Genomic DNA, 26,454 nt, shown 5'->3' on the forward strand with positions numbered 1-26,454 from the left:
CGGCGGCTTATCGTTAATTTATGGCTTGAGTCGATGTTACTGTGCCGGTATGAAACTTTAAAATCTGCCACAGCACCTCTTCATTGGCCACAATATCAGCCAAAGTGTAGTTATCCATGACCTTCAAAAATGCCCCAGTGGCTTCCGCAAAAACAGACTTTAGCTTACAAACAGGGGTGATGGCGCAGTAATCTGCAGGCTTAGGTTGCGCTTTGCTCTTTGAGTTACTGCGGCTTTGGGCATCACAGCCGGGCGCAGGAAAACAGGGCACCACATGAAAATCAGGCTCAGTTTGGCGAATGACTTCTCCTAAGTTGATGTCTTGGGCGGCTTTGGCCAGACGAATGCCGCCATTTTTGCCACGGACACTTTCAATATAGCCAATTTGCGCCAATTGATGAATGATTTTGGTCAAGTGGCTGCGCGAGATTTGGTAGCTGTTGGCAATATCCGTAATAGTGGCTAGGGTATTGCGGTCGGGAATGACCGCCAAATACATCAGTGTACGTAGAGCGTAGTCACTATAATTGGTGAGGCGCATTAATTTTACCCCTTAAGTTAACGTAAAGCAGCAGGATAACTTGTTTTGTCAGTGCCGCTGCGATAGCTGTTATAATTATGTTGGCGAATCTAAAATTATTCTAAAACCCTAAGCAAGGGGGCGATATGCTAAATTACCTATTAATTGCACATCTACTGGGTGCTACTGTCTGGACAGGCGGCCACTTAATCTTATCGTTGGTGATCCTGCCCCAAGCTTTACGTAATAAAGAGCTTGGCGCACTGATGGCCTTTGAAGCGCAGTTCGAAAAAATAGGTATGCCCGCTTTTGTATTACAGGCGCTCACCGGCGTAGCGATGATACATAAGATGCTACCAGATGTGTCAATGTGGTTTGATACCCGTAATGACATTGGCCTACTGGTCAGTATCAAGCTAACCTTACTATTGCTAACCCTATTGGTGGCGCTGCATGCCCGCTTTCGGGTCATTCCGCAATTAACTGCGGCGCGGCTTAACTTTTTTGCTCTGCATATCGTGGCGGTCACCTTGCTTGGTGTCTGTTTTGTGATAGTCGGCTCTTTATTTCGTACCGGTCTTGGCTAAGCAGCAGGTCTATTTACTCAATGGATGTGTCGTAATCACTAAGCTATTATACCTCTAATTGAGTATTGACTTCTATTACCCAAACAGTCCATCTTCTCTTTGCTTGGCCAGTATTGGCCAGTAGCTGATGCCAAACAGTACAAAGCAAGCTATCCAAGCACTTTGGGCCAGTATAACCCATGTTAAATAATACTCCAGTGCCACAAGGGGCATCACAACCCGAAAGATGAAGGCAAATACCATCAGGATAAAGATAAAGTTGACGGTCTTTGGCGGAGTATGAATGCTACGCCCTGTATGACCTAACGACACTCGAGACATCATTGACACCGTCATCATGCCAACACCTGATAAAGCCAAAGCGTGCACCGCAATGCTGTGCGCAAAGTTGAGCCAAGGCTGCACTGCAAATAAGACAAAGCTTAGGCACATGCCCAAAAAAGCCACAAATAGTGACCACAATAGCGGCTTTTGCCATATTCTAGGCTGATACCAGCCTATAAGACGGACACCATTAACCAAAGCCACCACAGCCGCTGAAATACTGATGAGATAAGGTTGAGGGTAGAAAATATCGGCCAACATAAATATTAAGAATGAGCCAAGACTGAGCCCATCTAGTAGTTTGCTGTTTTTTACCTTAACCTCTTGATCGCTATCGAAGCTTAAGCCACGTTCAATAAAAAATGGCACCACACGTCGGCCAATGGTGAGCACAATACCCATGACTAAATAGAGGCCCAAATAAATTCCGACTCGAAAATAGCTTTGTTCGCCACTAAAAATGCTCCAGTAGCAAAGCATATTACCTAAGGTAAGCAGCACAAGCTTTGAGACGATACCCATTTGTTTGTACTGCTTAACCGCAAGCACAGCCTTGATAACGGCATATGCACTAAGCAGCATAAATCCCATATCACCAACTATGGCTAGGGTGAGCCAGACAGTCTCATTACCTGCCAAGCCTACAGCTGACCAGCCAATACGCGCCAGCAACCAAAAGCCAAAGATGACGCCCAAGCGGTAGCCATAAGGCATCATTATGCCGGTCCAAGTCTTAACCGCAGTCAGCAAAAATCCAGCAATAATGGCCATGGCATAGCCATAGAGCATTTCATGGGCATGCCAATAAAGCGGATTAATATCTGCTGTCTGCATTGAGCTGTGGCCTGTGAACATAAGCATCCACAGCAGCATGGTAATAATGGCAAACACACTGCCACCAACAAAAAAAATGCGAAAGCCTAGGTTTAAAATAGCCAAAGGTGAGCTGGGACGTTGATTGGGAGATTGAATCTGAAGCATAGGGCGCCTCGTTAGGTGGAATTTCTCAAAGACAGCAGGCTAACACCAAAAAAATACAGTTATCTATGGGCAGATAAGGTGTAAACAACTGAAGCATTGAGCCATAATAACAAAAGATGTATTTATAATGAATGTTTTATTATAGCGGTTTATCTGCGCAATGGATAGCTGAAAATTTAAGCTTTGGATGGTTGCAAGATAAGCTTGGATCTAAGCTTGGAGTTAGGACAATATAAAAAAGAAAACCCTCTATCAAGACTAGGGATGATAGAGGGGGTGGAGAAAGGCGATTATTATTTTATTATTATTATTTTGTTTGAGTTAACCATTATAAAATCAAAAGGTTACCTGTTTTTTACAGCGGGTTATTAATAAATTAAAAGACCGGCGGTAAAGGCAATATTATAGGACAAATTACCTTTAAAGTAAATGATAATTATTATCAAATGGGTGTTTATCTACTGGGTATTTAATCCGATGTCTAAAGGCCGATTATCCAGTTTTTGTAAGGTGTTATAATGGCCCTTTAATCGATAATACATACCCACGGCGTGGGTAAAAAAGAGATCAGATATGGCACAAGATAAGAGGGGCGCAATGTATATGAATTTAAGCGATGCAGAGCTGATGCGTTATTCACGCCAAATTCTACTTGAAAGCTGGGATATTGAGGCCCAAGAAAGATTAAAAGCCAGTACGGTAGTGATTTTAGGTGCAGGCGGACTTGGCTGCCCAGTGTCTGAGACTTTGGCACGCGCAGGTGTCGGTGCGATTCATCTTATTGATGATGATGTGATTGAGGCCAGTAACCTACAACGGCAAACCTTATTTACCGCAGAGGATATTGGGAAAAGTAAGGCCAAAACTGCTTGCCAAGCATTGTCGCACATCAACCCTTTTGTAAAACTCAGTTATGCCACTGAGCGGTTACAGGAAGATAATGCCAAGCAGCTATTGCTTATTGAGCAAGCCCAAGCGGCAAGCGGCCCTTATTTATTGCTAGACTGTACCGATAATTTTAGCGCGCGCGACATATTAAATCGGGTGAGTGTCAAGGAGCGCCTGCCATTATTATCCGCCTCAGCCATTGGTATGTCTGGACAATTGGCTTTGTATGAGCCGGCTCAGAAAAGTGGCTGCTATCACTGCGTATTTGGTGAAACCTTAGGCAGCTTAGAGCAATCAGAGACAACTGATACCCAGACCTGTGCCAATTCTGGGGTGCTGGCCAGTACCACCACTATTATGGGTAATTTGCAGGCCAATGCCGCCTTACAGTATTTAGGGCGGGGCAAAAACCCGCTGGCAGGTCAGCTGCTCATCTGGGAGGGTATTCATATGACGCAGCACAAGCTGCATTACCGCCAAGACAAGCAGTGTGAGGTATGTGCCAAGCCTTATGACATTTAATAATCGATGTAGTGCTTAACCAGAGGGCTTAAGTCAATCTCTACGCCAAGATTAACCAAGTTCCAGTATTGGCCCGAAACCGTACGGTCTATCATCATGGTAGAAGCTGAGGGCTGAAATTGTTTGAAGTATTTAAGCCCCTGCTTGGCTTGAGAGATGGCCTCGTGATGAACTTGGCTGCTACCAAAATCAAAGGGTCCGCTATGATAGGGAGCAATAGATAGGGGTTTTAACCCAATCTCTAGCCACTTTTGATAAAAGCTGCCTGGTATCAGCACCTCATCGACTCGGCGAATATCTAGAGCAATTAAGTCTTGCTCAAGCGCGGTCACATCACCTTTTAGAGCATGCTTAGCAAAGCGTCTAAACAGCTGAATCTCAGCATCACTGTACGTACGAATCCCACCAAAATCATAAGCAATCACGCTGCCATCAGGACGAAAAGCGAAGTTGCCAGGATGTGGATCACAGTGCATGCGATACAGCTCAAAGATTTGTCCGGCGCTAAAATGAAACAGTCTTGTGGCAATCTTTTGTTTCACCTCATTGTCCCAGCCAGCAGCTACGCTTAATGGCTCACCAAGCTCCTCGGTCAAGGTTAGGATGCGCCGTGTCGAGTGGCTTTTTATCACTTTGGGAATAATTAAACCTGGATCATCGGCATGAAAAGCGGCAAAAATAGCCAAGTTTTGTGCCTCTTTGATGTAATCTAGCTCATCTTTTAGCGTATCACGTATTTCATTGAAAATTTGATCTTGTAGCTCTTTGCCCATGCTGAGCACACCGGTCATTTTCAGTGCCATTCTGACCTGTTTAAGGTCGCTATCGCAGTTTTTATCGACATCAGGATACTGCACTTTGACCACAACGTGTTGACCTGTGGGTAAAATGGCCTTGTGAACTTGGCCGATGGAGGCCGCAGCAAAGGGCTGCTCTTCAAAGTGCTCATAGGCCTGCTCAATTGGCATGTTAAGCTCACGCTCAACTTGTGACTTAATTTGCGAATAGGGCATGGCAGGCGCGTCATTTTGCAGCTTCTCTAGTGCTGCGGCCACCTCGGGGGGAAAGACTTCTTTGTACTGTGAGGCAATTTGCCCCACTTTCATCACCGCCCCTTTCATCTCTCCTAAGGTGTCAGCAATTTGGATGCCGACATCTTGTAGCATTTGCGAGCGGGCTTCTGCGCGCTTATTTTCATCACTAGAGAGACTTTTAAACGAGTTTTTAGCCGCCTTTCCAGCGATACTTGCGGTCATACCGGCAAGCTTCATAAACCGTTTGCTTGATGATGTCATAGTTTGCAATGCCTTAACCCTTAAAAGGGATGTCTAAAGGGGGACAAGTGAGAAGTTAGGCTCACTGTTATGAGCCGAGCCCAATGATATATTGTTTGTTTTGAAGCCTATTATAAGCGAAACCGGTAGTTTGTCAGTGTCATTTTGAGGTATTAAATGGCAATGACTGTCCTATGTTGCTCGTGGGTAAGTTATTTTGGTAACCGCTTAAAGGGTGACCTAAGCATAAAGCGTGGTCTACGTTGAGGCGGTGACCTAGGTTTAGGTCATTAGCTGTGCTTAAACGGCTCGATGGTGTGATTATTTATCTTCATCTTGCTGCAATAAATAGCTCAGTGCCATGTCATAACCCAGATGGCCTAAGCCGCAGATAACACCGACCGCTTTGTCGCTAAAATACGAGTGGCTTCTAAAGGGCTCACGGCTGTGGATATTGGATAAATGCACCTCGATAAAAGGTTTGTTTATACCAAGTAGCGCATCACGCAGCGCAACGGAAGTGTGGGTAAATGCCGCAGGATTGATAATTACCGCATCAATTAAGTCTTCAGCGTCCGCTAAAATACCGTGATGTTGAACGGCATCGACCAGCTTGCCTTCATGGTTTGACTGAATACTAATCAGCTCAATATTTTGAGCATGAGCAGTCGCCGTTAAGCGCTGTTCAATATCTTGTAAGGTGGTGTGGCCATAAATGTGTGGCTCACGCAGACCGAGCAAATTTAGATTGGGTCCATTAATCAGCAAAATACGGCGGTGCTGAAAAAGCTTAGGACTAGCGGCTGTGGAAGGGGAGTGCGACATAAAGTGTTTTTTTCCGTTATTTATTTTTCTGTTATTTAGAGCATATCTGATCACATCGAGTAAAGCGCCATAGGCGAACCTATAAAGGCCAATAGTTATCATATGGCATTTTAAGAGATTTTAAAAAGTGATAGTCATTATTTCTTATATCAATACTAAAAGTAGGCTTTTAACTGGGTATTTACTCGATTTTGCCTCAAAATAGGCGCCTATACAGCTATAATAGCACACCTATTAAGTAGATATTAATAGGGCTTAACCCTAGATAATTAAAGACTTGGCGTAAAAATTAGATAAAAATTTTGCGCAGATAGTGTGAAAGTTATGTTAAAACACTTTGTGTTAATAAAAGGGCGTGCTATGATTAGTTTTAGATAACAAACATGTCTGTAGTGTTACAGAGATGAGAAAAGCCTGTTTTTAAAGGCAAATTATCGTTTAATGAGCAATATAGTACATCGGCTTTGTTATTAAGTGGTCAAGAGCCACTTCTTATACCCAGTGTTAGCATTTCAGGCTTCAGCTTATATGCTTTAATTGGGGTTAAATTGAAGTTTTGTTAATTAAGTTTTAGGAAGTAGATTATGTCAGCTCGTGAGCAAGGTACTGTTAAGTGGTTTAATGATGCAAAAGGCTTTGGCTTTATTCAACGTGAAAGCGGTGAAGATATCTTCGTTCATTTCCGCGCTATCCAAGGTGACGGCTACCGTTCACTTCAAGACGGCCAAAAAGTTGAATTTATCGTAACTGAAGGTGAAAAAGGCTTACAAGCTGAAGAAGTTACTAAAGTAGACGCTTAATTCAAATGCCGATGAAGCGTTTGTGAGATTAAGCTGGCAAGCCCCACTTTTATCAAATGCTTTCCCGCTTTTATCAAACGCTTTATAGTTAGACAGCCAATATGCCAAATCTTATAGCCGCCGTGCAGCGTAGGATTTGTTATGTTGGCTTTTTTTGTTTGTGATAGTTGTGCCAGCAACAGCAGATGTATGGTTAATATAGATCGATTGTTACAGTACTTAGGATTAGGATTAGGATTAGGATTAGGATGGGCAATAATTGGGTCAATAGCCTATAATAGATAAAGATAATATTAACCCACAAAGATTAAGGAAGTTTAATGGATGAGTTTATTACCTTTGCTGATTTGTCCTTAAGTGACAGTATCTTACGCTCAGTCAATGACTTAGGTTTTACCGAGTTGACCGGTATCCAAGCGCAGATTTTACCGCATACGTTAGCTGGGCAAGATGCCATTGGTCAGGCACAAACCGGAACAGGTAAGACAGCCACTTTTTTAATTACTATTATTGAGGCATTACTAAAGCGCCCATTTGCAGATGATGAAATGCGTTATATTGGCGAGCCAAGAGCGCTGATTTTGGCACCCACTCGAGAGTTGGCCAATCAGATCTATGACGATGCCATTGCCTTGACTAAACACACCAGATTACACAGTGTGTGCGTGATGGGTGGGATTGATTATGATAAGCAGATTGCCGCGCTAGATAAAAGCTATACCGATATTTTGATTGCCACCCCCGGGCGCTTGATTGACTTAATTTACAAAGGCCATGTGTTTTTAGATCGTATTGAAGCCTTTGTCTTAGATGAAGCCGATCGTATGCTAGATATGGGTTTTATTCCAGATATTAAGCGTTTGATGCGTTATATGCCGCCCAACACCGATCGTCAAAGCCTGCTGTTTTCGGCCACCTTTAACCAAGATGTGATGAATCTAGCGTATCAATGGCTTATGAATCCGGTGTTCGTAGAGATTGAGCCTGAGCATAAGACCAGTGATTTGGTTGAGCAGCATTTTTATCTGTTGACCGAAGCCGATAAACCTCAAGCATTGACCCAGATTTTGGCGCAGCCTGAGACAAAAAAGGTGATCGTATTTGCCAATCGCAAGGATCAGGTAAAACGCTTATATACCAAGTTAAGCGCGGATCACAATGTGGTGATGCTTTCAGGTGATGTGGATCAAGCCAAGCGTGAGCGTTACTTGGATAAATTTAAAAATGGCAATGCTAAGGTACTTGTGGCGACTGATGTGGCGGGACGTGGCATTCATGTTGATGACATCAGCCATGTGGTCAATTACACCTTACCGGATCAGCCCGATGATTATGTACATCGCATCGGCCGTACTGGGCGGGCCGGCCAAAAAGGCATCAGTATCAGCTTTGTTAGTGAAGATGATGCCTTTAACCTGCCGGCCATTGAAGCGCATTTAGACCGCCACTTAAAGCTTGAGCAGTGGGGCTAAGCTTCTAAGTCAAGGTGTTTAAATTAAGGCTGGGTTGATGATGAGGTTGACTCAGCTGGCGGATGTTGGTGATTGTTCATATCTGTGATATCTGTGATATCTGTGATATCTGTGATATCTGTCATGTCTGCCATATTGTGATGGTCATGGCTGGTATCCATCGGCTCATCTGTTAAAGAATGATGGGGCATATCTTGGTGATTCATAGCATGGTGGGCGCTATCATTTTGACTAGTATTCATATCAGACATATCTGACATATTGTGGCCTGAGGGCATCTCTGCCATGTGATGAGCCTCATGCCCACTATCATGATCGGCTGCGTTGTTGATATGCATACTGTGTTCACTGTGCTCTGGCATGCTGCTGTCCATCATTTGATGTTGGCTATGCGCTGCGTGACTACCATGATGATGACCGTCGCCATGCTTCATGGTCAAAGGAATAAAGATAACAGCCAGCCCCGAGAGCAGCATAATAAGGCCATTTAATTGACGCAAACGAAAGCGGCCAATCTGTTTGTGTAGCCAGCCGACGGTCTCATGGGTGGCCACCAGCATCGGCACAGTCCCTAAGCCAAATACGAACATCAATAGCGCCCCTGAGGCCACGCCATTACCCACCGCTGCCATCAATAGAGCGCCATATACCAGACCACAAGGTAAAAAGCCCCAAAGCAGACCAGCGGCCAACGCCCGAGGGAAGGTGGTCAGCGGAAATACTTTTTGGCGCAGTGGCGATAATTTTTTCCAGATGCCCATGCCCACTTTTTCAAGCTTATTCAAAAACGGTAAGCCCAGCATATTTAGACCGATAAATGCCAACACTAACCCCAATAAAATCCTAGGTAAGTTGTTGCCCATCATTAAAGGTGCCAAAACTGTGGTACCAATAAGACCGGCTATCACCCCTAAAAAGGCGTAACTGAGCAATCGGCCGAAATGGTAAGTGACGATAAGCATCCGCTTTTTTGTGGCGCTAACTTCCTGCATCGATAAGCCAAAAGCGGTCACAAGACCACCGCACATCCCTAAGCAATGCGGAGAGCCAAAAAAACCCATGGCCAAAGCGGCAACAAGTAAAGGTGTTGTCATAATACGTATCCAAAAGTTTATTAAGAATAAAAATCTAGGCGTCCATCAAGACTATTTATCGTGGGTCTCTACAGATTCGGCAGGGGCTTTATTGACCTTTTTAGGCTGTGCTTTTTTGGCAGGGGGCGGGGTGGAGAGTGCTTGACGTCGCTCTTGGCGGTCATCGAGAATCACCCGCTGTGATTCGTTATCTAAGTCTTCAAACTGGTTGGATTTTACCGCATAACGCACCGCCCAAATGCCAATAACAAACAGCATAAGGCTCAGCGGTATCAACAAATACATACTGACCATAACGAGATTTCCATTTTAATAGGGCGCCGCTTAATAATGAGGCGTCTATAATGATGAAAAGGAAGCTTATTTTGAGCCAACTATTATACGCTTGTTGGACGCTTAGTGCTGAGGTTTGCTTAAAGATTACTCAAATAAAGTCTTATCATATCGGTTAGCGGTCAAATGAGGGCATGATTGTGGGGATAGGCTTGGGGCAGCTGGTGATGATACAAAGAGTACGTACGCTAAAATACTTTGACATCTTCAGGCTTACGGCTACGTAGTAGGGTGTCAAAGCTGACTTCACTGGCGCGGCGACAGTTTTGTTGTGGCGCAAATACATCACGGGCGTAAGCGGCCAACTCATATAAAGTGCGCCGTGAGTGCTGCGCATTATCTTTAGGATGTCGCCAGCTTTTTTGCATGGGCAAAGGCGCCACTATCGGGCTGGTATGAATGTTATTGAGGGCAAATTGACGGCGGGTACGCGTCATGTGATAGGCATCTGTAATTAAATAAACGTCAGATAAGTTAAGACGCTTGGCAGTAAAGCGGGCATTCTCGCAAGTATTCATGCTGGCATTTTCGGTAATGATATTATCAATGCCATAGTTAAGCAGCCAGTCACGCATCCAAGGTGCTTCTACCCCTGTTAAGATGATGGGCAGGGGTTTTTTTTTATAATGCCAAATGACCGTCTGCATCCGATTCAGGCTGTATTGATTTAAGACAATGCTATTGGGTGAAAGCTGTGGGGTGTTTTTTTGGGCTGGACTTGATGGCGGCCGATTGGCTACGTGGGTATCTGAGCCCTTATTTGCGATGGCGGATTTTTGACGGTTGGGCTTATGATCGGCTTCAGTGAGCCCACCACCGAGTACCACATAGGCGGTTGGCTCATGCTCTGAGCGCCAGTTTAAGGGCAGCGTAGGCGCAGTGGCTGACTCAGCTTGGTTGGCGTTTAGATCATATATCAGCGGCCGCATGGCATGATTGGCTTCAGGTATAGGCAGGTGATTTAATACCCACAGGCCTATCGTCGAAAACAGCGGGGTAAAAAAGCTGGCCACGCTTAGCATTAGCAGCATAATGACTGCGATAATACCTCGCTGCACTGCCTTTAAACTGCGCTGTAAAGCCTGACCCATGATTTCCACACTAGGTTTGTCGAAGAGAGCTAAGAATTATAGCCAGTTATGGGTGTGATTTGCCATTGTTTTATTGCGATAAAATTATGAAAAAAACAACTTTTGGGCGGGTTAATCCACTACAAAAAAAGTTGATCACTTAAGGTGCGGCGGTATAACTGGCCTGCTCATCTACCCAGACTGGCTCACGCTCAAGCTCAATACCGAACTTGTCTTTAATGCTGCGCTGAATGAACTGCTGAGTGGCTAAAATATCCGCTTGAGAGGCAGGCGTGGTGCTGTCCAAAGTGCTGTGATTGACCAAGACTAAGGCTTGTTTGGCATGGGTTAAAATCGGATTGATACCTTGGCCTTTAAGTCCGGCAGTATCGATCAGCCAACCGGCTGCCACCTTAGTATGTGCCTCATCAACGCGGTAGCCAACAATCCCAGGATACTCATGTTGTAACTGTGCAAATTGCTCCGTGCCGATGATGGGGTTTTTAAAGAAGCTGCCACAGTTAGGTAGAACAGCAGGGTCGGGCAGCTTTGATTGACGAATGTCAATAATGGCATGCATCACATCAATTGGGCCAATAGCTGAGCGATTATCCGCTTGAGCCAGACTCAATGCTAGGCAGGCCACATCACCATAATCGGCATTGACTTGGGTGGCGTCTTTGTGCAGTTTAAAGCCTACGCGAGTAATGAGCCATTGTCCGGCTTGCTGCTTAAATAGGCTATCGCGGTAATTAAATTGGCAGTCCGCTTTGTCAAAGTCATGCCATTTTTGAGTGGGTAAATGAAACGCTTTAATATGGGTAAGACAGTCCTCTAGCTGCACCCCATAAGCGCCAATGTTTTGTACCGGCGAGGCACCGACCAGACCTGGGATTAAGGCTAAGTTTTCAAGCCCATACCAGCCGTTATTGACGGTGTAGAGTACCAGCTCATGCCAGTTTTCCCCGCCCATAACCTCAAGACTTACGCTGTGCTCATCTTCGGCCAAAACCTCTATGCCTTTGAACACAGGATGTAATACTTGAGCTTGTAGCTGTTTGGGTAGAATCACATTACTGCCGCCTGAGAGCACGAACAGCGGCGCATCACCTTCTTTTAGCTTAGCAATAGCCGGTTCAACTTGCGCCTCTTGCTCAAGGGTTATCAGCTGCATTGCTTGGCAAGACAGGCGCATAGTATTGTGTGCCAATAATTGGGCAGGGGCAGTTATCAACTTGGCCAAGTTAAAATCAGAGTCTGCCTGATTTGAGGCAGTAGTCACAGAGGCGGTAGTGTGAAAAGAGGGGCACATAGGCAGCTTACGACTCAGTTTGGGTGAATAAAAAGGGCAATCAAATAAGGCGGATATTTACAAAACAACAGCTTACATCTGCCATGAGACAATCCAAGCGTCTACCGAAGATTCTAGGCGTTTAATGACCTCTTCAAAGCCCTCTTTACCGCCATAATAAGGATCTGGGACATCTTGCTTAAGGTAGCTGATGTCCACCTCACTCATCAAGGCCAGCTCGGCCAGTTTTGTTGTAGGGGTGCTTTGGGACACTTGATCTTTAATGGCTTGTAAGTCTTTTAGGTTCTGCGCATCCATTGCTAAGATTAAGTCAAAGTCGATAAAATCTTGTGGGCTAACTTGACGCGCCACCAGCTTGCTGATGTTGTAGCCGTGCTGCTTAGCATGCACCTGCGCTCTGGGGTCAGGGTGCTTGCCAATGTGCCAGTCGCCCGTACCTGCAGAGTCGATTTTCATCGTAAGCCCAGCAATGGCGGTACGCTGTCTCATGATACCCTCAGCCGTAGGCGAGCGGCAAATGTTCCCAAGACATACTAGCAATACAGACTTTGGCATAGCATCTGACATCGGCATAATAAAACCTTTAAATTTTTATAAATAAGTAGGTGCCGTGGCTTTGGGCTTACAAATAAGCGCTGCCGGCAATAGGGCGCTATTCTAACAACCTTGACCAAGAAACGATAGGGGCAGAAGCTTAACTACAAAAAGTGAATAGGTGGTGATGACAAAGAAGCCAACTTGCCCTGCGGGGCGTTAGATTAATCCCCTTGATGTTTAAAGCGTTGTAAGTCTCGGCGCTGCTTTTTATTGGGCTTCGTGTCTGGGCGGGCAAGATTGGCAAGCTTACGCTGCTCGGCATAATATTCGCGGCGCTTAATACTCTCCTCGGTCTCCTCGTAAAGCGCTTGAGCTGCCGTGGCATTACCGCGCTGCACGGATAAGGCTGTCACCACGACGGTCTTTTCGGTCATGGCCGTGGCTGAGCCTTGGCGCAGGGTTAACTCATCACCGATGCTAATCTCTTTGCTGGTCTTAACACGGCTGCCTGCAAAATGCACCTTACCGCCCTCAATGGCCTGTTTAGCAAGACTGCGCGTACGATAAAAACGCGCCGCCCACAGCCATTTATCTAAGCGCACCTTTTGTAAGTCAGTCGTATGCGTATGAGGTTTTTTAGAGGTCGACATAACAAAGAGTATTCCTATAGTAATGACAGTTAACTTACGCTTAAGCCAAATCAGCGCCGCTCATCTGCGCTAGCATCTTCAGGCGTTGTTTCTGGGATAATAAATTGCACCGGCACATAAGCCACACCATTTACCGGTGTGCCATGAATCATAAATGGGTGCAGTTTTGCTTTTTTAAATGCGTCAAGGGCATAATTATCCAGCCTTCGGTCACCACTGCTTTGTGAGAGCTGGGTGTGTGTGATATTGCCCTCTGTATCTACCAAAAGTTTGATCACGAGCGTATAGGAGCCGGCTATAGAGCGACTCAAAACCGCCCGTGGCACTTGTAAGTTTGGGCGAGATTTCCATGAGGCATGGCTCATAGAAAAATCATATATTTTGCCATCTGTTAAATCGATAAGCTCTGCTTGAGCCGGCACGAAGCCGGCAGCTAAGGCGATAACAAGACAGGCTTTTGCGGCAGTATTTTGCATGACTTACTTCAAAAACAGCTGATAGCTGATGTTGTCAGATACTGGCGAGCACTCATAACCAATTTCTTGTAGTGTATCTTGTACGGCTCGTGAGCTGGTGGCCGTTGCCTGAATACCCACTAAGACTCGGCCATCTGCAGCGCCGTGATTGCGGTAGTGGAATAGGGTAATATTAAAGTCAGTGCCAAGCTTTTCTAAGAAGTTAAGCAAGGCGCCTGGACGTTCAGGAAAACTGACTTTAAACAATTGCTCATCTGCTAGGCCAGCATGGCCGCCGATTAAATAACGAATGTGAGATTTGGCAATATCATCATCGGTTAAGTCGTGTGCGTTATAGCCTGCCTCTTGCAAAGAGTTGGCGATGGTATGGCGCTCTTTATCCCCTTCTTTTAGAGCAATACCAACGAAAATCGAAGCCGGCTCTAACGAGTCAGGAGCAGCTATATTGCGTACTCGGTAATTGAATTCGGTGATGTTGCGGCCCTTTAAGTCTCGGCAAAATTCTAAGAATGCACCGGTGCGCTCAGGGATGGTTACCGCAAAGACCGCTTCTTTTTTCTCGCCAATTTCGGTGCGCTCAGCGATATAACGCAAGCGATCAAAGTTCATATTGGCGCCTGAAATAATGGCAACGCAATTTTTACCGGTCAATTTATGGGTGCTTAAATACTTTTTCATACCCGCCAGCGCCAGTGCACCTGAGGGCTCAACAATACTACGGCTTTCTTCAAACACATCTTTGACCGCAGCGCAGACCTCATCATTACTACAGGTGACCACCTCCTGCTCGATAAGCTTGCCAGAATTATCGCTTTTTTGGAGGTTGACTACCTCAAAGGGTAAGGTGCCAATCTGTGCGACGGCGGTGCCATCGACGAATAAGCTGACTTGGGATAATTTGACCGGTTTATTGGCCGCAATCGCAGCTTTTAAACTCGCAGCGCCCTCAGGCTCGACCGCAATGATTTTCACCTGGGGTGCCACATCACCTAAGAAGGCTGCAATACCAGCCAACAGACCACCACCGCCCACAGGCACGAACACATACTCGACATCGCGCCACTGCTGATTAAGCTCAAGCGCGACGGTACCTTGACCGGCAATCACCAACTCATCATCGTAAGGCGGGATATAAGTGAGCCCCTCTTTGATGGAGCGCTCGATGGCGTATTGGTTAGACACATCGAAGCTGTCACCATATAAGTCAACTTTACCCCCTAAGGCTTTGACGGCTTGCACCTTGATATCGGGCGTGGTGGTGGGCATGACGATGGTATTGGTAAGGCCTAATTTGGCAGCTGAGAAGGCCACACCTTGCGCATGGTTGCCGGCTGAGGCACAAATTACGCCACGCGCTTTTTGTGCCTCAGTCAGCTGACTAATTCGGTTGTAAGCCCCCCGCAGCTTAAAAGAAAAAACAGGTTGTAAGTCTTCACGTTTTAAACGAATGTCATTGTTAAAACGAGCAGATAGCTTTGGCGCATAGTCTAAAGGTGTCTGAATAGCGGCATCATATACGGTAGCCTGAAGAACATTACGAACCCATTTTGAAAGCATAGATAATCCTAAAGGTTGAGTTGGGGGTTAATTGTGTTGTGCACTGCTTATTTGTTATAAGCTTATAGCTCACACAAGCTTTGACAATGGATTGCCCAGTGTAGATAGACAAAGGCAATAACGTTAAGTAATCATTAAGCCTATGCTGTTTTTTTTAATCGTGCAAGTTTTAGCAGCGAAATTATTGATGATAATAGGTTATTTGACTGATAACTTTTATTATCCTACGAAAAAAATCAACTTTGAGGGTAAAAGTGGCGAAAATACGGGGCAGATTTGATATTATGGCAGCTGATTATTTTCGACATAATATCTTCTTTACTTCATAAACAAAAAGGGCAGTTATGAGTCAGCAACTTAAGCTTAAACAAGAGGTCGCAAAAGCGGCATTGGCTTATATCGATGATGGTATGATTTTGGGTGTGGGCACAGGCAGTACGGTCAACTGCTTAATTGAGCTTTTGCCTCAGGTCAACCTAAAAGGCGCTGTGGCAAGCTCACAGGTGACCCAAGATAAGCTTGAAGCGCTTGGCATTGAAGTTATGGACTTAAACTACGTGGGCGAGCTTGACCTGTATATCGATGGCGCAGATGAGGTCAATCCAAACCTGCAACTGATCAAAGGCGGTGGCGGCGCTTTAACTCGCGAAAAAATTGTAGCCGCCGCTTCAAAACAATTCATTTGTTTAGTAGATGAAAGCAAATGGGTGACACAATTAGGGCGAGAGTTTCCGGTACCGATTGAGGTGTTGCCCCAAGCGCGCTCTTATGTGGCACGCCAATTGGTTAAAATGGGCGGTGAGCCTGTGTACCGTGAAGACTTCATTACCGATTACGGCAATGTAATTTTGGATACTTATAATCTAGACATCACGAGTGCCAGTGAGTTTGAAGCGCGTTTGAACAATATTGTGGGCGTGGTATGTAACGGTATCTTTGCGGCCAATCAAGCTGATAAGCTGCTAATTGCCAAATCAACAGGTGTTGAGACGTTACAGCGCTAATATAAATTGGCTACAGACAGCCAGGCTATTTGTGGTTAAATATAAGGGTGAAGTCAGCATACTGGCTTTACCCTGTTTTTTTTGCTCGCACAAGGAAGTCGTTACCATGCCTTACATCACCCTTAACAACGCCCATATCTATTACGAAGACAGTGCCCCCAATGAAAGCCGCTTTGAGCCGCAGTATCGCAAGCCGGTGATGCTTTTTGCTCATGGTCTGCTGTGGGGCACACCGTTATTTGATAAACAAGTGGCTTACTTTCAATCAAAGTACCGCTGTATTGCTTTTGATTTTCGAGGTCAAGGTCAATCAGAGGTAACCAAAGATGGCTATGATATGGATAGCCTAGCGGATGATGCCATTGCTTTGCTAGAGGCATTAGACATTGATAAGTGCCATTTTATTGGGCTATCAATGGGCGGCTTCGTTGGCCAGAGGGTGGCAATCAGACGCCCAGATTTACTCAAATCTTTGATATTACTTGAGACCTCAGCTGATGCCGAAGACCCCAAAAAGGCGGTCAGCTACAATAAGCTAATGCGCGCCATCTCTTGGCTTGGTATCAGACGAGTCAGCAAAAAGGTTATGCCCATCATGTTTGGTAAAACTTTTTTGTCAGATCGCACGCGCCGCGAAGAGTATCAGTTGTGGCTAAGTCACCTAAATAGCAACAGCAAAAAAGGGGCGATACACGCCACACGCGGGGTGATACAGCGTGAGGAGGTTTTGTCAAAGCTTGGTGATATAACAACGCCCACGCTGATATTGGTTGGTGATGAAGATGTCGCTACCCCTTATGATAAGGCGCAGCGCATCCACTTTGCTATTCAAGGCTCAAAACTTGCCGTCATTCAACGAGCAGGGCATACCTCAACGGTAGAAGAGCCGGAGCAGGTCAACCACAATATTGAGTGGTTTTTAAGCCTGCTGGATTAAGGCAGTTGTCTTTACTGAACAAAACGAGCGTCACTCATGTGACGCTGGCCTAGTTAAGCTTGATTTTATCTTTAAGCAAAAATTCCATTAAGGCTTTTTGGGCATGCAAGCGGTTTTCGGCCTCGTCCCAGACCACAGAGCGGGGGTCATCAAGCATATCATGTGAGATTTCCTCGCCGCGGTGGGCTGGCAAGCAGTGCATAAATAGCACCTCAGGGTCAGCTTTGTCTAACATAGAAGGCGTGACTTGATAAGGCGCAAAGCGGCGAGCCCGAGTATTTTGTTCGCTTTCTTGGCCCATACTGGCCCAGACATCGGTGACAATTAAATGCGCATCTTTGGCCGCATCTTGCACATCATCAACCAAGCTTACGCAGTGCTTGAACTTCTCCATCAGCTCAGGGTTGGGCTCAAAGCCATAAGGTGCAGCCACACGAAGCTCAAAGCCAAACTGATTTGCCGCAGCCATAAACGAGGAGCACATGTTATTGCCATCGCCTACCCAAGTGACAATCTTATCTTTAATACTGCCGCGGTGCTCATAAAAGGTCTGCATATCAGCCAATAGCTGGCAGGGGTGGAAGTCATCGGTTAGCGCATTGATAATAGGTACAGAGGAATATTGGGCAAATTTTTCTACCTTTTCATGCTCAAAGGTACGGATCATAATAATATCGACCATGCTTGAGATGACCCGTGCTGAGTCTTCAATCGGCTCACCGCGGCCAAGCTGGGTATCCTTGGGGGATAAAAAGATGGCATGACCACCAAATTGTCCCATACCCGTTTCAAATGAAATGCGGGTGCGGGTAGAGGACTTTTCAAAAATCATGCCCAAGGTACGGCCCACGAAGGGCTGATATACTTCGCCTGCATGCTGCATTTTTCGAAGCTCACTTGCACGCTTAATTAAAGCTTCAAGCTCGGCGGGAGACAAATCAAGTAGAGTTAAAAAATGGCGCACGCTCATGGGACTCTCTTTAAATCGGCTATTAATGGATAAGGGGTTTCGCTAAAGATAAATCAGTAAAAGCTAAGTTAACAAATAGATTAGTAAACTCTCAGTATAGCGAACTTTTTGGGGTTGTGAAAACAGTTCAAGGCCATTTATTTCACACACCTCTCATTAAATTCGCTTTAAAAATGGCCTAAGTACAATGTTTTAGTCCGCTAGAGCACTTCGCGCAGTGGCCGCTGAGTAACCCGGCACAATAATTCATAACCTAAAGTATGTGCAGACTCAGCAATCTCATCGACGCTGGGCGCACCGAGCTCAGGGTCGCCCCACAGCATTACTTGGCTGCCCACTTTGGGGTTTGGGACATCGGTTAAGTCAATGGCAATCATATCCATGGCGACGCGGCCAATGACTGGGCATTTATAACTGCTATGCTCGCCTACCAACTGAACGCTGACCCAAGCTGAGCCATCTACCACACGCGGATAGCCATCTCCGTAGCCGATACTAACAATGCCTTTTACAATGGGGCGGTTGGCCACGAAGCGGCTGCCATAACCCACAGAGGTGCCCGCTGCAATATTGTGAATGGCCATTAAACTGGCTTTAAAGCTCATCACCGGTTTTAGCTTGAGCGTCTGAGCACTAACGCCTTCAACAGGAGAGCTGCCATACAGCATAATACCGGGGCGCACCCAATCAAAATGGCATGCTTTAAAATTTAAAATACCCGCCGAATTGCATAAAGAGGCCTTAATACTGGGGTCTACTTGCTCACGTAACTGCTGCAATGCTTGGGTAAAGGTGTCAATTTGTTTGGCATTAGAGGGATGGTTTGGTGCATCGGCATTGGCAAAGTGGCTGGTCAATATCAGCTCGTAGCCTGCATCCACTAAGCTTTGGGCCACATCGCCTAATTCATCAGATTCAAAGCCTAAACGGTTCATACCGGTATTTAGCTTAAGCCAGACTGTACGGCAAGGCGAGTTTTCGGGCGGTAAATGATTAAGCGCCCACTGTACTTGGTCTTGATGATGAATGATGCTTTGGCACTGAGCCTCAATGGACTGCTGCCATTCTGTTTCGCTAAATACGCCCTCAATAAGCACCAAAATCTTGTCCCAGCCAAGCTCACGGATATGCTGAGCCTCAGTGAAGCACGCCACGCCGAGGCCATCTGCGTCTTTTAATGCCGGCAAGCAGTGTGCTATACCATGGCCATAAGCATCGGCTTTGACCATCGCCAATACCTTAGTGGTATCAGGCACAGTATCAATGACACAGTTTAGGTTATGGGTTAAGGCTTTAGAATCAAGAATTATTGAGGCACTACGCATGATTAACACTCACAGTTTAAATAGGGCTTGCTCACCCATTAAAAAATATAAGGCGGCTGAGCCTCAGTGAACGCAAGCTCAGTAGTTTTTTATGTTTAATTTTACTTTTTTATTTTAAGGGGCCAGATGTAGATTGGGATTAGCCCAAAATACGCCATAGCACAAACACAACAGCCACGATATAAAATAGCGGCGACAACCAGCCAACAACTTGAGTGGCAATGGCAACACTGATGACAAACCCTGCCAAAGCTATCCAGTCGCGGCGTCTGTCATTGAGCATATCCGCGCGGATTTGTTGTATTTCACGCAGTTGCTCATCTTGCCTAGCACCTTGAGAGGCCAAGCTTTGTAGTCCTTGGTCTAGCAGTTTGGGCACTTGGGCAGTTGACAGTAACAGCTCAGGTAATTGTTCGCGCAGCTGACGCATATTACGCACCGGATCAAGCTGCTCTTTTACCCAACCGGTTAAGATAGGCTTGGCAAGTGACCAAATATCAAGCTCTGGGTATAAGTCGCGACCTAGACCCTCGACATGAACCAACGTCTTTAACAGCAGCATCAACTGCGGTGGGATACTCATATGATGACGACGGGCGATGTCTAAAATCTGCATCAAGACCCCAGCAAAGTCGATCTCATTAATCGGCTTTAATACCATAGGCGCTACAGTACGGCGCATATCTCGGGTGAGGGCATGTTTATCAGTATTGGGCGGTATCCAGCCAGCGCGGCTGACGATATCGACCAAGTTACTAAAATTGTTGTTCATCACCGCAAGCAGCATACGTGCCACAATCATCTGGTCATCGGGCGACAGCTCACCCATAATGGCACAATCTAGACCAATATATCGAGGATATTGACGATAAGCTTCAGGGGTATCGGCAGGTAGGGTCTCGACAAAGACGTTGCCTGGGTGCATGTCAGCGTGAAAGAAGTTATCACGAAATACTTGGGTAAAAAAGATGGTTAAGCCTTTTTCCGCCAGCGCGGCACGGTCATAGCCAAGCTTATCAAAGACTTCGGTGTGTGAGATGGGCACGCCAACGATACGCTCCATAACCATCACATTTTTTGAAGAGGCATACACTTCAGGCACATACATCATCGATGAGCCTAAGAAGTTGTTGCGCATTTTGGTGGTATTATCTGCCTCAAAGGTCAGATCCAGCTCATTGAGCATAATCTGACGATAGTCTTCGACCACATCAATAATGCGTACTGCTCGAGCCGCTTCAATACGGGCTGAGGCCCATTGAGCCAAGTCGCGCAGCAGCTCAAAGTCTGCCACGATTTGCTCACGGATATCTGGGCGTACCACCTTAACCACCACCTCGCGGCCATCATGTAAGGCGGCTGTGTGCACCTGAGCAATGGAGGCGGCGGCCAGAGGCTTGGTATCAAAGCGGGCAAATAAATCATTGATGCTATCCCCCAGACCCAGCTTAGCATCTTGGATTTGAGTGATAGCAATATTGACATCAAAGGGCTTCACTCGGTCTTGTAGCTGCACCAATTGCGCGATAATCTCGGGGGTGACCAAGTCGCGGCGGGTGGAGAGCAGTTGGCCAAGCTTTAAAAATAAGGTACCCATCTCCTCTAGGGCAAACTTCACCCCATTGGGCTGATGGCTTTTGCCCCAAGCGGCTGGGTGCGACTTAATCATACGGGCCACGGATTGTAGCTGCGGCGCATCTTCTAAAGGTAAGTGGGTATCAAGGCGATAATGTGCAGCGATGCGCCAAAGCTCAAGAAGGCGTTTGCGATGAGATAACAGCATGTAAAGCGGGCCCATTTTAAAAGGTGTGAAAAATATAGCTAAACGTTAACGCTATAAAGGCTCAAATAGTTGACCTTAATGATACCACGGGTCAATCATTTTAAGAATGGGTTAAGCGCCATTGTGAGTACAATTGTCCGCGCAGATTTATCGACTTAATCTTATATTCAGGACAAAAAAAGCCGCCTTAAGTAAGGCGGCAGTAGTTAGATACAAACCGTGAAGATAGAAGCTGTACACAATAAGCCCATGAATAAAGGATTACTGAGTAGAGTTAGGCTCAGCCCCTGCTTTTAGGCGGGCTTGTTCCGCTTTTATCATCGCCAGGCGTGCCTCTTCACGCTGCACATCAGCACGCAGCTTAAGCAGCTGCTGCTTTAAGTCGTCTACTTCCGCCTCTACCTCAGGGTCCACTGGGGCATTACCAGCTACCTCATTCGCCCAGTCAGCGACATCATTAAAAGCATGCTTGGCGGTATGTGACACATTGCCTTTAAGAGACTTGATTAATAGGCCTAACTGCATCGCCGCCGTACTACCAATAATAGGCTCAAGTTGGCCGGCAATATCAGGATTAAACCCTGAGATAAGCTGCTTTAGCTGCATTAATATGCGGTAATCCCCCTCAATAGGCAAGTTGCCACTGGCATCTCGCAATAAGTTTAACAGCTCGGCTAAGTTTTCGACCTTAATGGTGCAATCTGGTAAGCTGCGGCCAAGGGCGGTATATTCTTGCCAAGCTTGGCTGCGCTCATCTTGCACACCGCCTGCGGTCTCAAACAAACCTGCGTGCAGGTGGCTGACCGGCTCAAATCTAATATGACTGTCATTAAAATGCACATCTATATTAAAGCTCGGTACCGCCATAGTTAAGCGCAGCACTTTACCTGACAGCGGCAACAATCCCGCCTTGGTAATTTGGTCGCTTAAGATCGCAAAGTTCACCAGTTTTTCTGCAGCAGTTAAAAGCAAAACTGTTATCATAAAATACCGCCTAATAAAGAGATGTGAGTCTGTTAAGTGGGTGCAGCGCTATAGGTTTTTCTTATCAAACCTGCTATTTTTTGAAGCCGCGATGCACCGCAACAATACCTGCCGTTAGGTTGTGATAGTCACAGTTTACAAAACCTGCATTTTCCATCATACCTTTCAGCGTTTGCTGATCTGGGTGCATACGAATCGATTCTGCCAAATACTGATAGCTTTCAGAATCATTGGCCACGATTTTGCCCATAAGCGGTAAGGCAGTAAATGAATAAAGATCATAGGCTTTTGATAGTGGCTCAAAGATAGGCTTTGAGAATTCCAAAATAAGCAGGCGGCCACCTGGCTTAAGCACACGGTACATAGCGCGCAGCGCTGCATCTTTATCCGTGACGTTACGCAGACCAAAGCTGATGGTCAATAAATCAAAGCTTTCATCTTCAAAAGGCGATAAGGTTTCAGCATTAGCCAATACAAAGTCAACGTTATTACAGCCTGCGTTAATCAAACGCTCACGGCCGACATCGAGCATGGCCGCGTTAATATCAGATAAGACAACGCGGCCATTACGCCCCACCTCACGGCTAAAGGCTTTGGCCAAATCCCCTGTACCGCCGGCGATATCTAACACTTGCTGACCGGCACGTACCCCAGATAAGCTAATGGTATAGCGCTTCCATAGACGGTGAATACCAAAAGACATTAAGTCGTTCATGATGTCATATTTTTTGGCCACAGAGGTAAAGACATCAGCCACTTTGGCTTGTTTTTCTGCTTTTTTGACTTTTTTATAGCCAAAGTGAGTCTCTTCTAGACCATCGGTGTCTGGGGTGTGCGGGTTGTTGATGTCATCTTTTGGGTTAAAGCGCGGCAAGCCTGATTGACCTGTATATTTTACAAAATCATCTTCAGTAGGCTGATTGGCAGCAGACGCTTTGGGTGTATCTTGGCTAAAAGGGCGGGTGGTCTGTTGACCTTGCGGGGTGCCGGCAGGTAACTCGCTCACATCACTAAACTGGGTGTTTAACACAGTGGTTTTTTGGCCATCTGTGGCAGCACTTGACTGCAACGACTGCTGCACTTTGGCATTGGTATCTTGGTTGTGGCTCAAGCTTTGTTTTACCAAGTCATTTTGTAGGTTGGCTGTGTTGTCTAAGATAGGGTTTGAAGGCGTGGCGTTGTCTGATTGGCTCATTATCGATCCTGATTTTAATAATAAAAATTTAATAATAAAGACATGAAGGGTTTAAAAGGATTGGCGGCTGTGGGTCGCTACATAAGGGGTCGTCTTATATCAGTGCTGACTGTACCCTTAATGATACCTGAAATTAGTGGGGGATGCTTAAGCTGATCCCCCAATTTTGCCGCTTTCTCTGGTTTTGCCAGTCAAAGCACTGTGACTGGGGCGCTCTTTTTAAAGCGAGTAAGGCATCGCTTAATTATGCGCTGTGTACTTGGTCAATAATCTGTAGTTCACGCTCGCAAAACGGATCAATAAAGCTGCCCACACTTTTTAATGGTTTCATGGCCGCAAAGCCTGAGTCGATGAAATCATATAAAGGCTGAAGATTGCGCTTATAGGCTTGTTTTTTAGCCAGCTTAAAGGTTTTTTGCAAAATAAAAGAGTTTAAATACTTGTCACTGCGGTAACACACCTGCTTTAAGTCTTCAATTTGTTGACGGCGTGCTTGCTCATCATTGACCGCCACATAAGCGGCCTGCATATTATCCTCATTCACCTCTAGGTTATTGTCAAGCAGCCACTGCGCCAGTTTCAAATCCAATTTGGTTGAGGTAATCGCAGTCTCTACACCCAAGGTACCGGTCTCTAGGGCTGCAGTAGGCGCAAGTTTCTCAAGCTTTTGCGCTTTGGGTACAATCACCTCAAGCTGACGCACGATCTGATCTAAGCTGTCGCCACCGTACAAGTGATTTAAAAAATACTCAGCCATAGGTTTGTTTTTGGGCTGTGAAAATAGCTCAGCGTGGGTGCGGCGAATACGGTCTTTTTGCCAGTTTTGCACTTGGCTAAGCTTGGTAGTTAGCTCAGGATTATTATGGTGTGGCAACTCCCAATACTGTTTTAGATGGGTATTTAGATTAGATAAAGCAGACATACGATGGCTCCTAAACACTGTTCATTAAAAAAGGGACAAGTAAAAAATAAAAAAATAGCTTGTTAAAATGCTAAACCGCCATTTGCGTTGTCACAAATTTATGGCATTGTAGTAAAAAATTGATTTATAGTTGGCTTTTTGGATGCCCACTTACATAAGTTACTCAAAGGCTATTTTATCAAACCTTATTTTAATTATGATAATACTATAAGTAAGGGCTAGATAATATCAAAGCCTAGCATGATTAATATGTATAAGGCCTGTATAAGCTGTTTTTCTATCTGAGTGTTGAATAGTTGCATGACAAGGGCTGTGGGTCATACAACAGCAGGCATAGATACTAAATAAGTTATAAATGACACGTCATAAAAAATAAGACACACTCAATTGATTATTGGACGATTTGAATAATAAGGATTCACTGATGGCTAAGCAAAACCAAATCGACGCTAAAGAGATTCGCATTGACGCTGATCCTTTAAGCACCTTTCATATGGACGAAGAGACACTGCGATTAGAGCTGGTTAAGGCACAATATGCGCTACGAGAGACCCGTCAGCAAGGGCAAGCCACAGGGCTGTTGGTGTTGGTCAATGGTATGGAGCTATCTGGTAAAGGGGCTGCGGTGACTCAGCTGCGTCAGTGGGTCGATCCTAGGCTACTAAACGTCGAAGCCAATATTGGCACCTTGCCCAGTGAGTATGAGCCCCTATGGCAAGCGCATGTGGCCAAGCTACCGCGCCATGGCAACATCACCGCCTACTTCGGTAACTGGTATGCCGACTTAATGGAAGGGGTGCTACAAAAAATGAAGCAGGATAAAAACAAATCTCAACACAATGAGCTTGCTGACTGGGAGGCGTATCTGCGCGGTCAATTACAGGTCTTGTCTGAATTTGAAACCGACTTAATCAACAACCATACCAAACTGTTAAAGTGTTGGTTTCATATAGATGAGCGCACCTTAAAGTCGCGCCTTAAAGATAACAAGGCTGATCCTGAGTGGTTATATCACATGGACTGGCAGGATAAAAAACGGGTGAAACAGTTTAATGACATTGCCAAAATCATCTTAAGTCAGCAATCAGATTGGGTCATCATAGATGGCTCTGACCCTGAAGAGGGCGGGGATAAGCATGACAAAAAGTCCCATAAAGACTTGGGCTATAGTGAGGCGGCCAGCTTACAGTTTTGCCATGAAGTGCTGCATGCAACGCAGTCAGCTTTAATCAGCAGTCAACAAAATGACAGTAAACATCCTTTGGTATCGCAAGTCAGCCGCAATATCAATGCCGCTTTTTCATGGGCAGATGTGCCTGATAAGCTCACCGATATAGATGATCCTGATATGGGTAAGTCAGATTACCAAAAAGCTTTGATCAAAAAGCAAGAGCGCTTAGCTGAGCTATTACGAGCCCGTGCCAACTCTGAGGGCAAAGGCGGCAGACAGGGCAAATCTGCTGCCAAAAATCACCATGTGGTGTTTGCTTTTGAGGGGATGGATGCTGCCGGCAAGGGCGGCGCAATCAAGCGTTTGGTGGCACTGTTAGACCCACGTGAATATCAGATTTATAACATATCAGCACCCAACCAGATGGAGCTACAGCACCCTTATTTATGGCGCTTTTGGCGACGGATGCCGGAGTTTGCGCCCAATCTAAAAGAGGAGCGCTTAAGCCGAGTGGCCATCTTTGATAGAACCTGGTATGGCCGAGTATTGGTCGAGCGCATCGAAGGTTTTGCCAGTGAGGCGGCCTGGCAGCGGGCGTATGAAGAGATTAACCGTATGGAGCGGGACTTGGTAGATAAAGGGACCATTGTCATCAAGTACTGGCTGGCCATAGACAAGCAAGAGCAGCTCGACCGCTTTGAGGACAGAAAAGATACGCCGCACAAGCAGTTTAAACTGACCGAAGATGATTGGCGCAACCGAGACAAGTGGCATGAGTATGTACAGGCGGCAGCGGATATGTTGGCGCGTACCAATACTAAGCATGCACCTTGGCATGTGGTGGCCACCAATGACAAGCGAACTGCACGTTTGGCTGTGCTTGATCATGCCATTGCTCAGCTTGAAAAAGTCATTAAAACTTAATCAAAAAAAACAGCGGT

Annotated in this window: 24 protein-coding genes and 1 pseudogene; 7 read left to right on the forward strand and 18 right to left on the reverse strand. The window is 45.8% G+C overall.

The genetic code is table 11. The features are described 5' to 3' along the window. Positions 1-13: 13 nt before the first annotated feature. A complete protein-coding gene (locus MN210_RS04345; protein ID WP_338412621.1) occupies positions 14-541 on the reverse strand; it encodes an Rrf2 family transcriptional regulator in 528 nt (175 codons plus the stop codon). A gap of 125 nt (positions 542-666) precedes the next feature. Here MN210_RS04345 and MN210_RS04350 point away from each other — a divergent pair, with 125 nt between their 5' ends. Then, positions 667-1,107: a CopD family protein gene (locus tag MN210_RS04350; RefSeq protein ID WP_011960039.1), complete on the forward strand. Its 441-nt coding sequence runs from the start codon at positions 667-669 to the stop codon at positions 1,105-1,107. Between the two features lie 75 nt (positions 1,108-1,182). Here the strand turns inward: MN210_RS04350 and MN210_RS04355 are convergent, their stop codons facing one another. Continuing rightward, positions 1,183-2,412 (reverse strand): NnrS family protein, encoded by a 1,230-nt coding sequence (locus MN210_RS04355; RefSeq protein ID WP_011960040.1) that lies wholly within the window; start codon positions 2,410-2,412, stop codon positions 1,183-1,185. A 573-nt stretch (positions 2,413-2,985) separates the two neighbouring features. On the opposite strand from MN210_RS04355, the gene MN210_RS04360 reads away from it, so the two are divergent. Next, complete coding sequence (locus MN210_RS04360; protein WP_338412622.1) at positions 2,986-3,822, forward strand: HesA/MoeB/ThiF family protein; 837 nt, start codon at positions 2,986-2,988, stop codon at positions 3,820-3,822. Here MN210_RS04360 and MN210_RS04365 read toward each other — a convergent pair. Together MN210_RS04365 and aroQ are read right to left on the reverse strand one after the other, a co-directional pair. Continuing rightward, entirely contained in the window at positions 3,819-5,117 is a 1,299-nt protein-coding gene (locus MN210_RS04365; protein ID WP_338412623.1) for an AarF/UbiB family protein, read from the reverse strand. The two genes, MN210_RS04360 and MN210_RS04365, sit on opposite strands and share 4 nt — an antisense overlap. Before the next feature lie 300 nt (positions 5,118-5,417). Continuing rightward, positions 5,418-5,921, reverse strand: a complete 504-nt coding sequence (gene aroQ / locus MN210_RS04370) for a type II 3-dehydroquinate dehydratase (RefSeq protein ID WP_338412624.1) — start codon at positions 5,919-5,921, stop codon at positions 5,418-5,420. Between the two features lie 584 nt (positions 5,922-6,505). Between aroQ and MN210_RS04375 the strand changes: the two genes are divergently transcribed. Together MN210_RS04375 and MN210_RS04380 are read left to right on the forward strand one after the other, a co-directional pair. Further along, positions 6,506-6,721 (forward strand): cold-shock protein, encoded by a 216-nt coding sequence (locus MN210_RS04375; protein WP_011960044.1) that lies wholly within the window; start codon positions 6,506-6,508, stop codon positions 6,719-6,721. Positions 6,722-7,041: 320 nt separating this feature from the next. After that, positions 7,042-8,193, forward strand: coding sequence for a DEAD/DEAH box helicase (locus tag MN210_RS04380; protein ID WP_338412625.1), 1,152 nt, complete (start codon positions 7,042-7,044; stop codon positions 8,191-8,193). A gap of 314 nt (positions 8,194-8,507) precedes the next feature. Here the strand turns inward: MN210_RS04380 and MN210_RS04385 are convergent. The 8 genes and pseudogenes from MN210_RS04385 to ilvA all read right to left on the reverse strand — a co-directional run. Beyond that, positions 8,508-9,287: pseudogene (locus MN210_RS04385) on the reverse strand (sulfite exporter TauE/SafE family protein); the annotation flags it as partial. 51 nt (positions 9,288-9,338) lie between these two features. Next, positions 9,339-9,581 (reverse strand): cbb3-type cytochrome oxidase assembly protein CcoS, encoded by a 243-nt coding sequence (gene ccoS / locus MN210_RS04390; RefSeq protein WP_338412626.1) that lies wholly within the window; start codon positions 9,579-9,581, stop codon positions 9,339-9,341. 227 nt (positions 9,582-9,808) lie between these two features. Further along, positions 9,809-10,711 (reverse strand): YdcF family protein, encoded by a 903-nt coding sequence (locus MN210_RS04395; RefSeq protein ID WP_338412627.1) that lies wholly within the window; start codon positions 10,709-10,711, stop codon positions 9,809-9,811. Positions 10,712-10,850: 139 nt separating this feature from the next. Further along, on the reverse strand, positions 10,851-12,002 hold the full coding sequence (gene murB / locus MN210_RS04400; RefSeq protein ID WP_338412628.1) for a UDP-N-acetylmuramate dehydrogenase: 1,152 nt from the start codon (positions 12,000-12,002) through the stop codon (positions 10,851-10,853). Between the two features lie 72 nt (positions 12,003-12,074). Further along, complete coding sequence (locus MN210_RS04405) at positions 12,075-12,575, reverse strand: low molecular weight protein-tyrosine-phosphatase (RefSeq protein ID WP_241879338.1); 501 nt, start codon at positions 12,573-12,575, stop codon at positions 12,075-12,077. 185 nt (positions 12,576-12,760) lie between these two features. Further along, positions 12,761-13,189, reverse strand: coding sequence for an RNA-binding S4 domain-containing protein (locus tag MN210_RS04410; protein WP_110816321.1), 429 nt, complete (start codon positions 13,187-13,189; stop codon positions 12,761-12,763). A 50-nt stretch (positions 13,190-13,239) separates the two neighbouring features. After that, the gene (locus MN210_RS04415) at positions 13,240-13,665 is read right to left on the reverse strand and encodes an energy transducer TonB (protein ID WP_110816322.1); all 426 of its coding nucleotides are present in this window, start codon (positions 13,663-13,665) and stop codon (positions 13,240-13,242) included. A gap of 3 nt (positions 13,666-13,668) precedes the next feature. Then, the gene (gene ilvA, locus MN210_RS04420; protein ID WP_338412629.1) at positions 13,669-15,222 is read right to left on the reverse strand and encodes a threonine ammonia-lyase, biosynthetic; all 1,554 of its coding nucleotides are present in this window, start codon (positions 15,220-15,222) and stop codon (positions 13,669-13,671) included. Positions 15,223-15,566: 344 nt separating this feature from the next. Between ilvA and rpiA the strand changes: the two genes are divergently transcribed. After that, positions 15,567-16,226 carry a ribose-5-phosphate isomerase RpiA gene (gene rpiA, locus MN210_RS04425; RefSeq protein WP_011960054.1) on the forward strand — a complete coding sequence of 220 codons (660 nt, stop codon included), beginning with the start codon at positions 15,567-15,569 and terminating at the stop codon, positions 16,224-16,226. A 106-nt stretch (positions 16,227-16,332) separates the two neighbouring features. Continuing rightward, positions 16,333-17,163, forward strand: a complete 831-nt coding sequence (locus tag MN210_RS04430; protein ID WP_011960055.1) for an alpha/beta fold hydrolase — start codon at positions 16,333-16,335, stop codon at positions 17,161-17,163. A 49-nt stretch (positions 17,164-17,212) separates the two neighbouring features. On the opposite strand, the gene argF is transcribed toward MN210_RS04430, so the two are convergent. The 6 genes from argF to MN210_RS04460 form a co-directional block, all read right to left on the reverse strand. Next, positions 17,213-18,133: an ornithine carbamoyltransferase gene (argF, locus tag MN210_RS04435; RefSeq protein WP_011960056.1), complete on the reverse strand. Its 921-nt coding sequence runs from the start codon at positions 18,131-18,133 to the stop codon at positions 17,213-17,215. A 200-nt stretch (positions 18,134-18,333) separates the two neighbouring features. Continuing rightward, positions 18,334-19,458, reverse strand: a complete 1,125-nt coding sequence (alr, locus tag MN210_RS04440) for an alanine racemase (RefSeq protein WP_241879340.1) — start codon at positions 19,456-19,458, stop codon at positions 18,334-18,336. Between the two features lie 139 nt (positions 19,459-19,597). Beyond that, positions 19,598-21,241 (reverse strand): ABC1 kinase family protein, encoded by a 1,644-nt coding sequence (locus tag MN210_RS04445; protein WP_110817296.1) that lies wholly within the window; start codon positions 21,239-21,241, stop codon positions 19,598-19,600. 261 nt (positions 21,242-21,502) lie between these two features. After that, positions 21,503-22,225 (reverse strand): ubiquinone biosynthesis accessory factor UbiJ, encoded by a 723-nt coding sequence (locus tag MN210_RS04450; protein WP_201543748.1) that lies wholly within the window; start codon positions 22,223-22,225, stop codon positions 21,503-21,505. 73 nt (positions 22,226-22,298) lie between these two features. Further along, positions 22,299-23,420: a bifunctional demethylmenaquinone methyltransferase/2-methoxy-6-polyprenyl-1,4-benzoquinol methylase UbiE gene (gene ubiE, locus MN210_RS04455; protein ID WP_338412630.1), complete on the reverse strand. Its 1,122-nt coding sequence runs from the start codon at positions 23,418-23,420 to the stop codon at positions 22,299-22,301. Between the two features lie 244 nt (positions 23,421-23,664). Further along, the gene (locus MN210_RS04460; protein WP_011960061.1) at positions 23,665-24,342 is read right to left on the reverse strand and encodes an FFLEELY motif protein; all 678 of its coding nucleotides are present in this window, start codon (positions 24,340-24,342) and stop codon (positions 23,665-23,667) included. Between the two features lie 424 nt (positions 24,343-24,766). Here MN210_RS04460 and MN210_RS04465 point away from each other — a divergent pair, with 424 nt between their 5' ends. Next, positions 24,767-26,437 (forward strand): ATPase, encoded by a 1,671-nt coding sequence (locus tag MN210_RS04465; protein ID WP_011960062.1) that lies wholly within the window; start codon positions 24,767-24,769, stop codon positions 26,435-26,437. Positions 26,438-26,454 lie beyond the last annotated feature (17 nt).

Source organism: Psychrobacter raelei, from assembly GCF_022631235.3.
Classification (GTDB): domain Bacteria; phylum Pseudomonadota; class Gammaproteobacteria; order Pseudomonadales; family Moraxellaceae; genus Psychrobacter; species Psychrobacter raelei.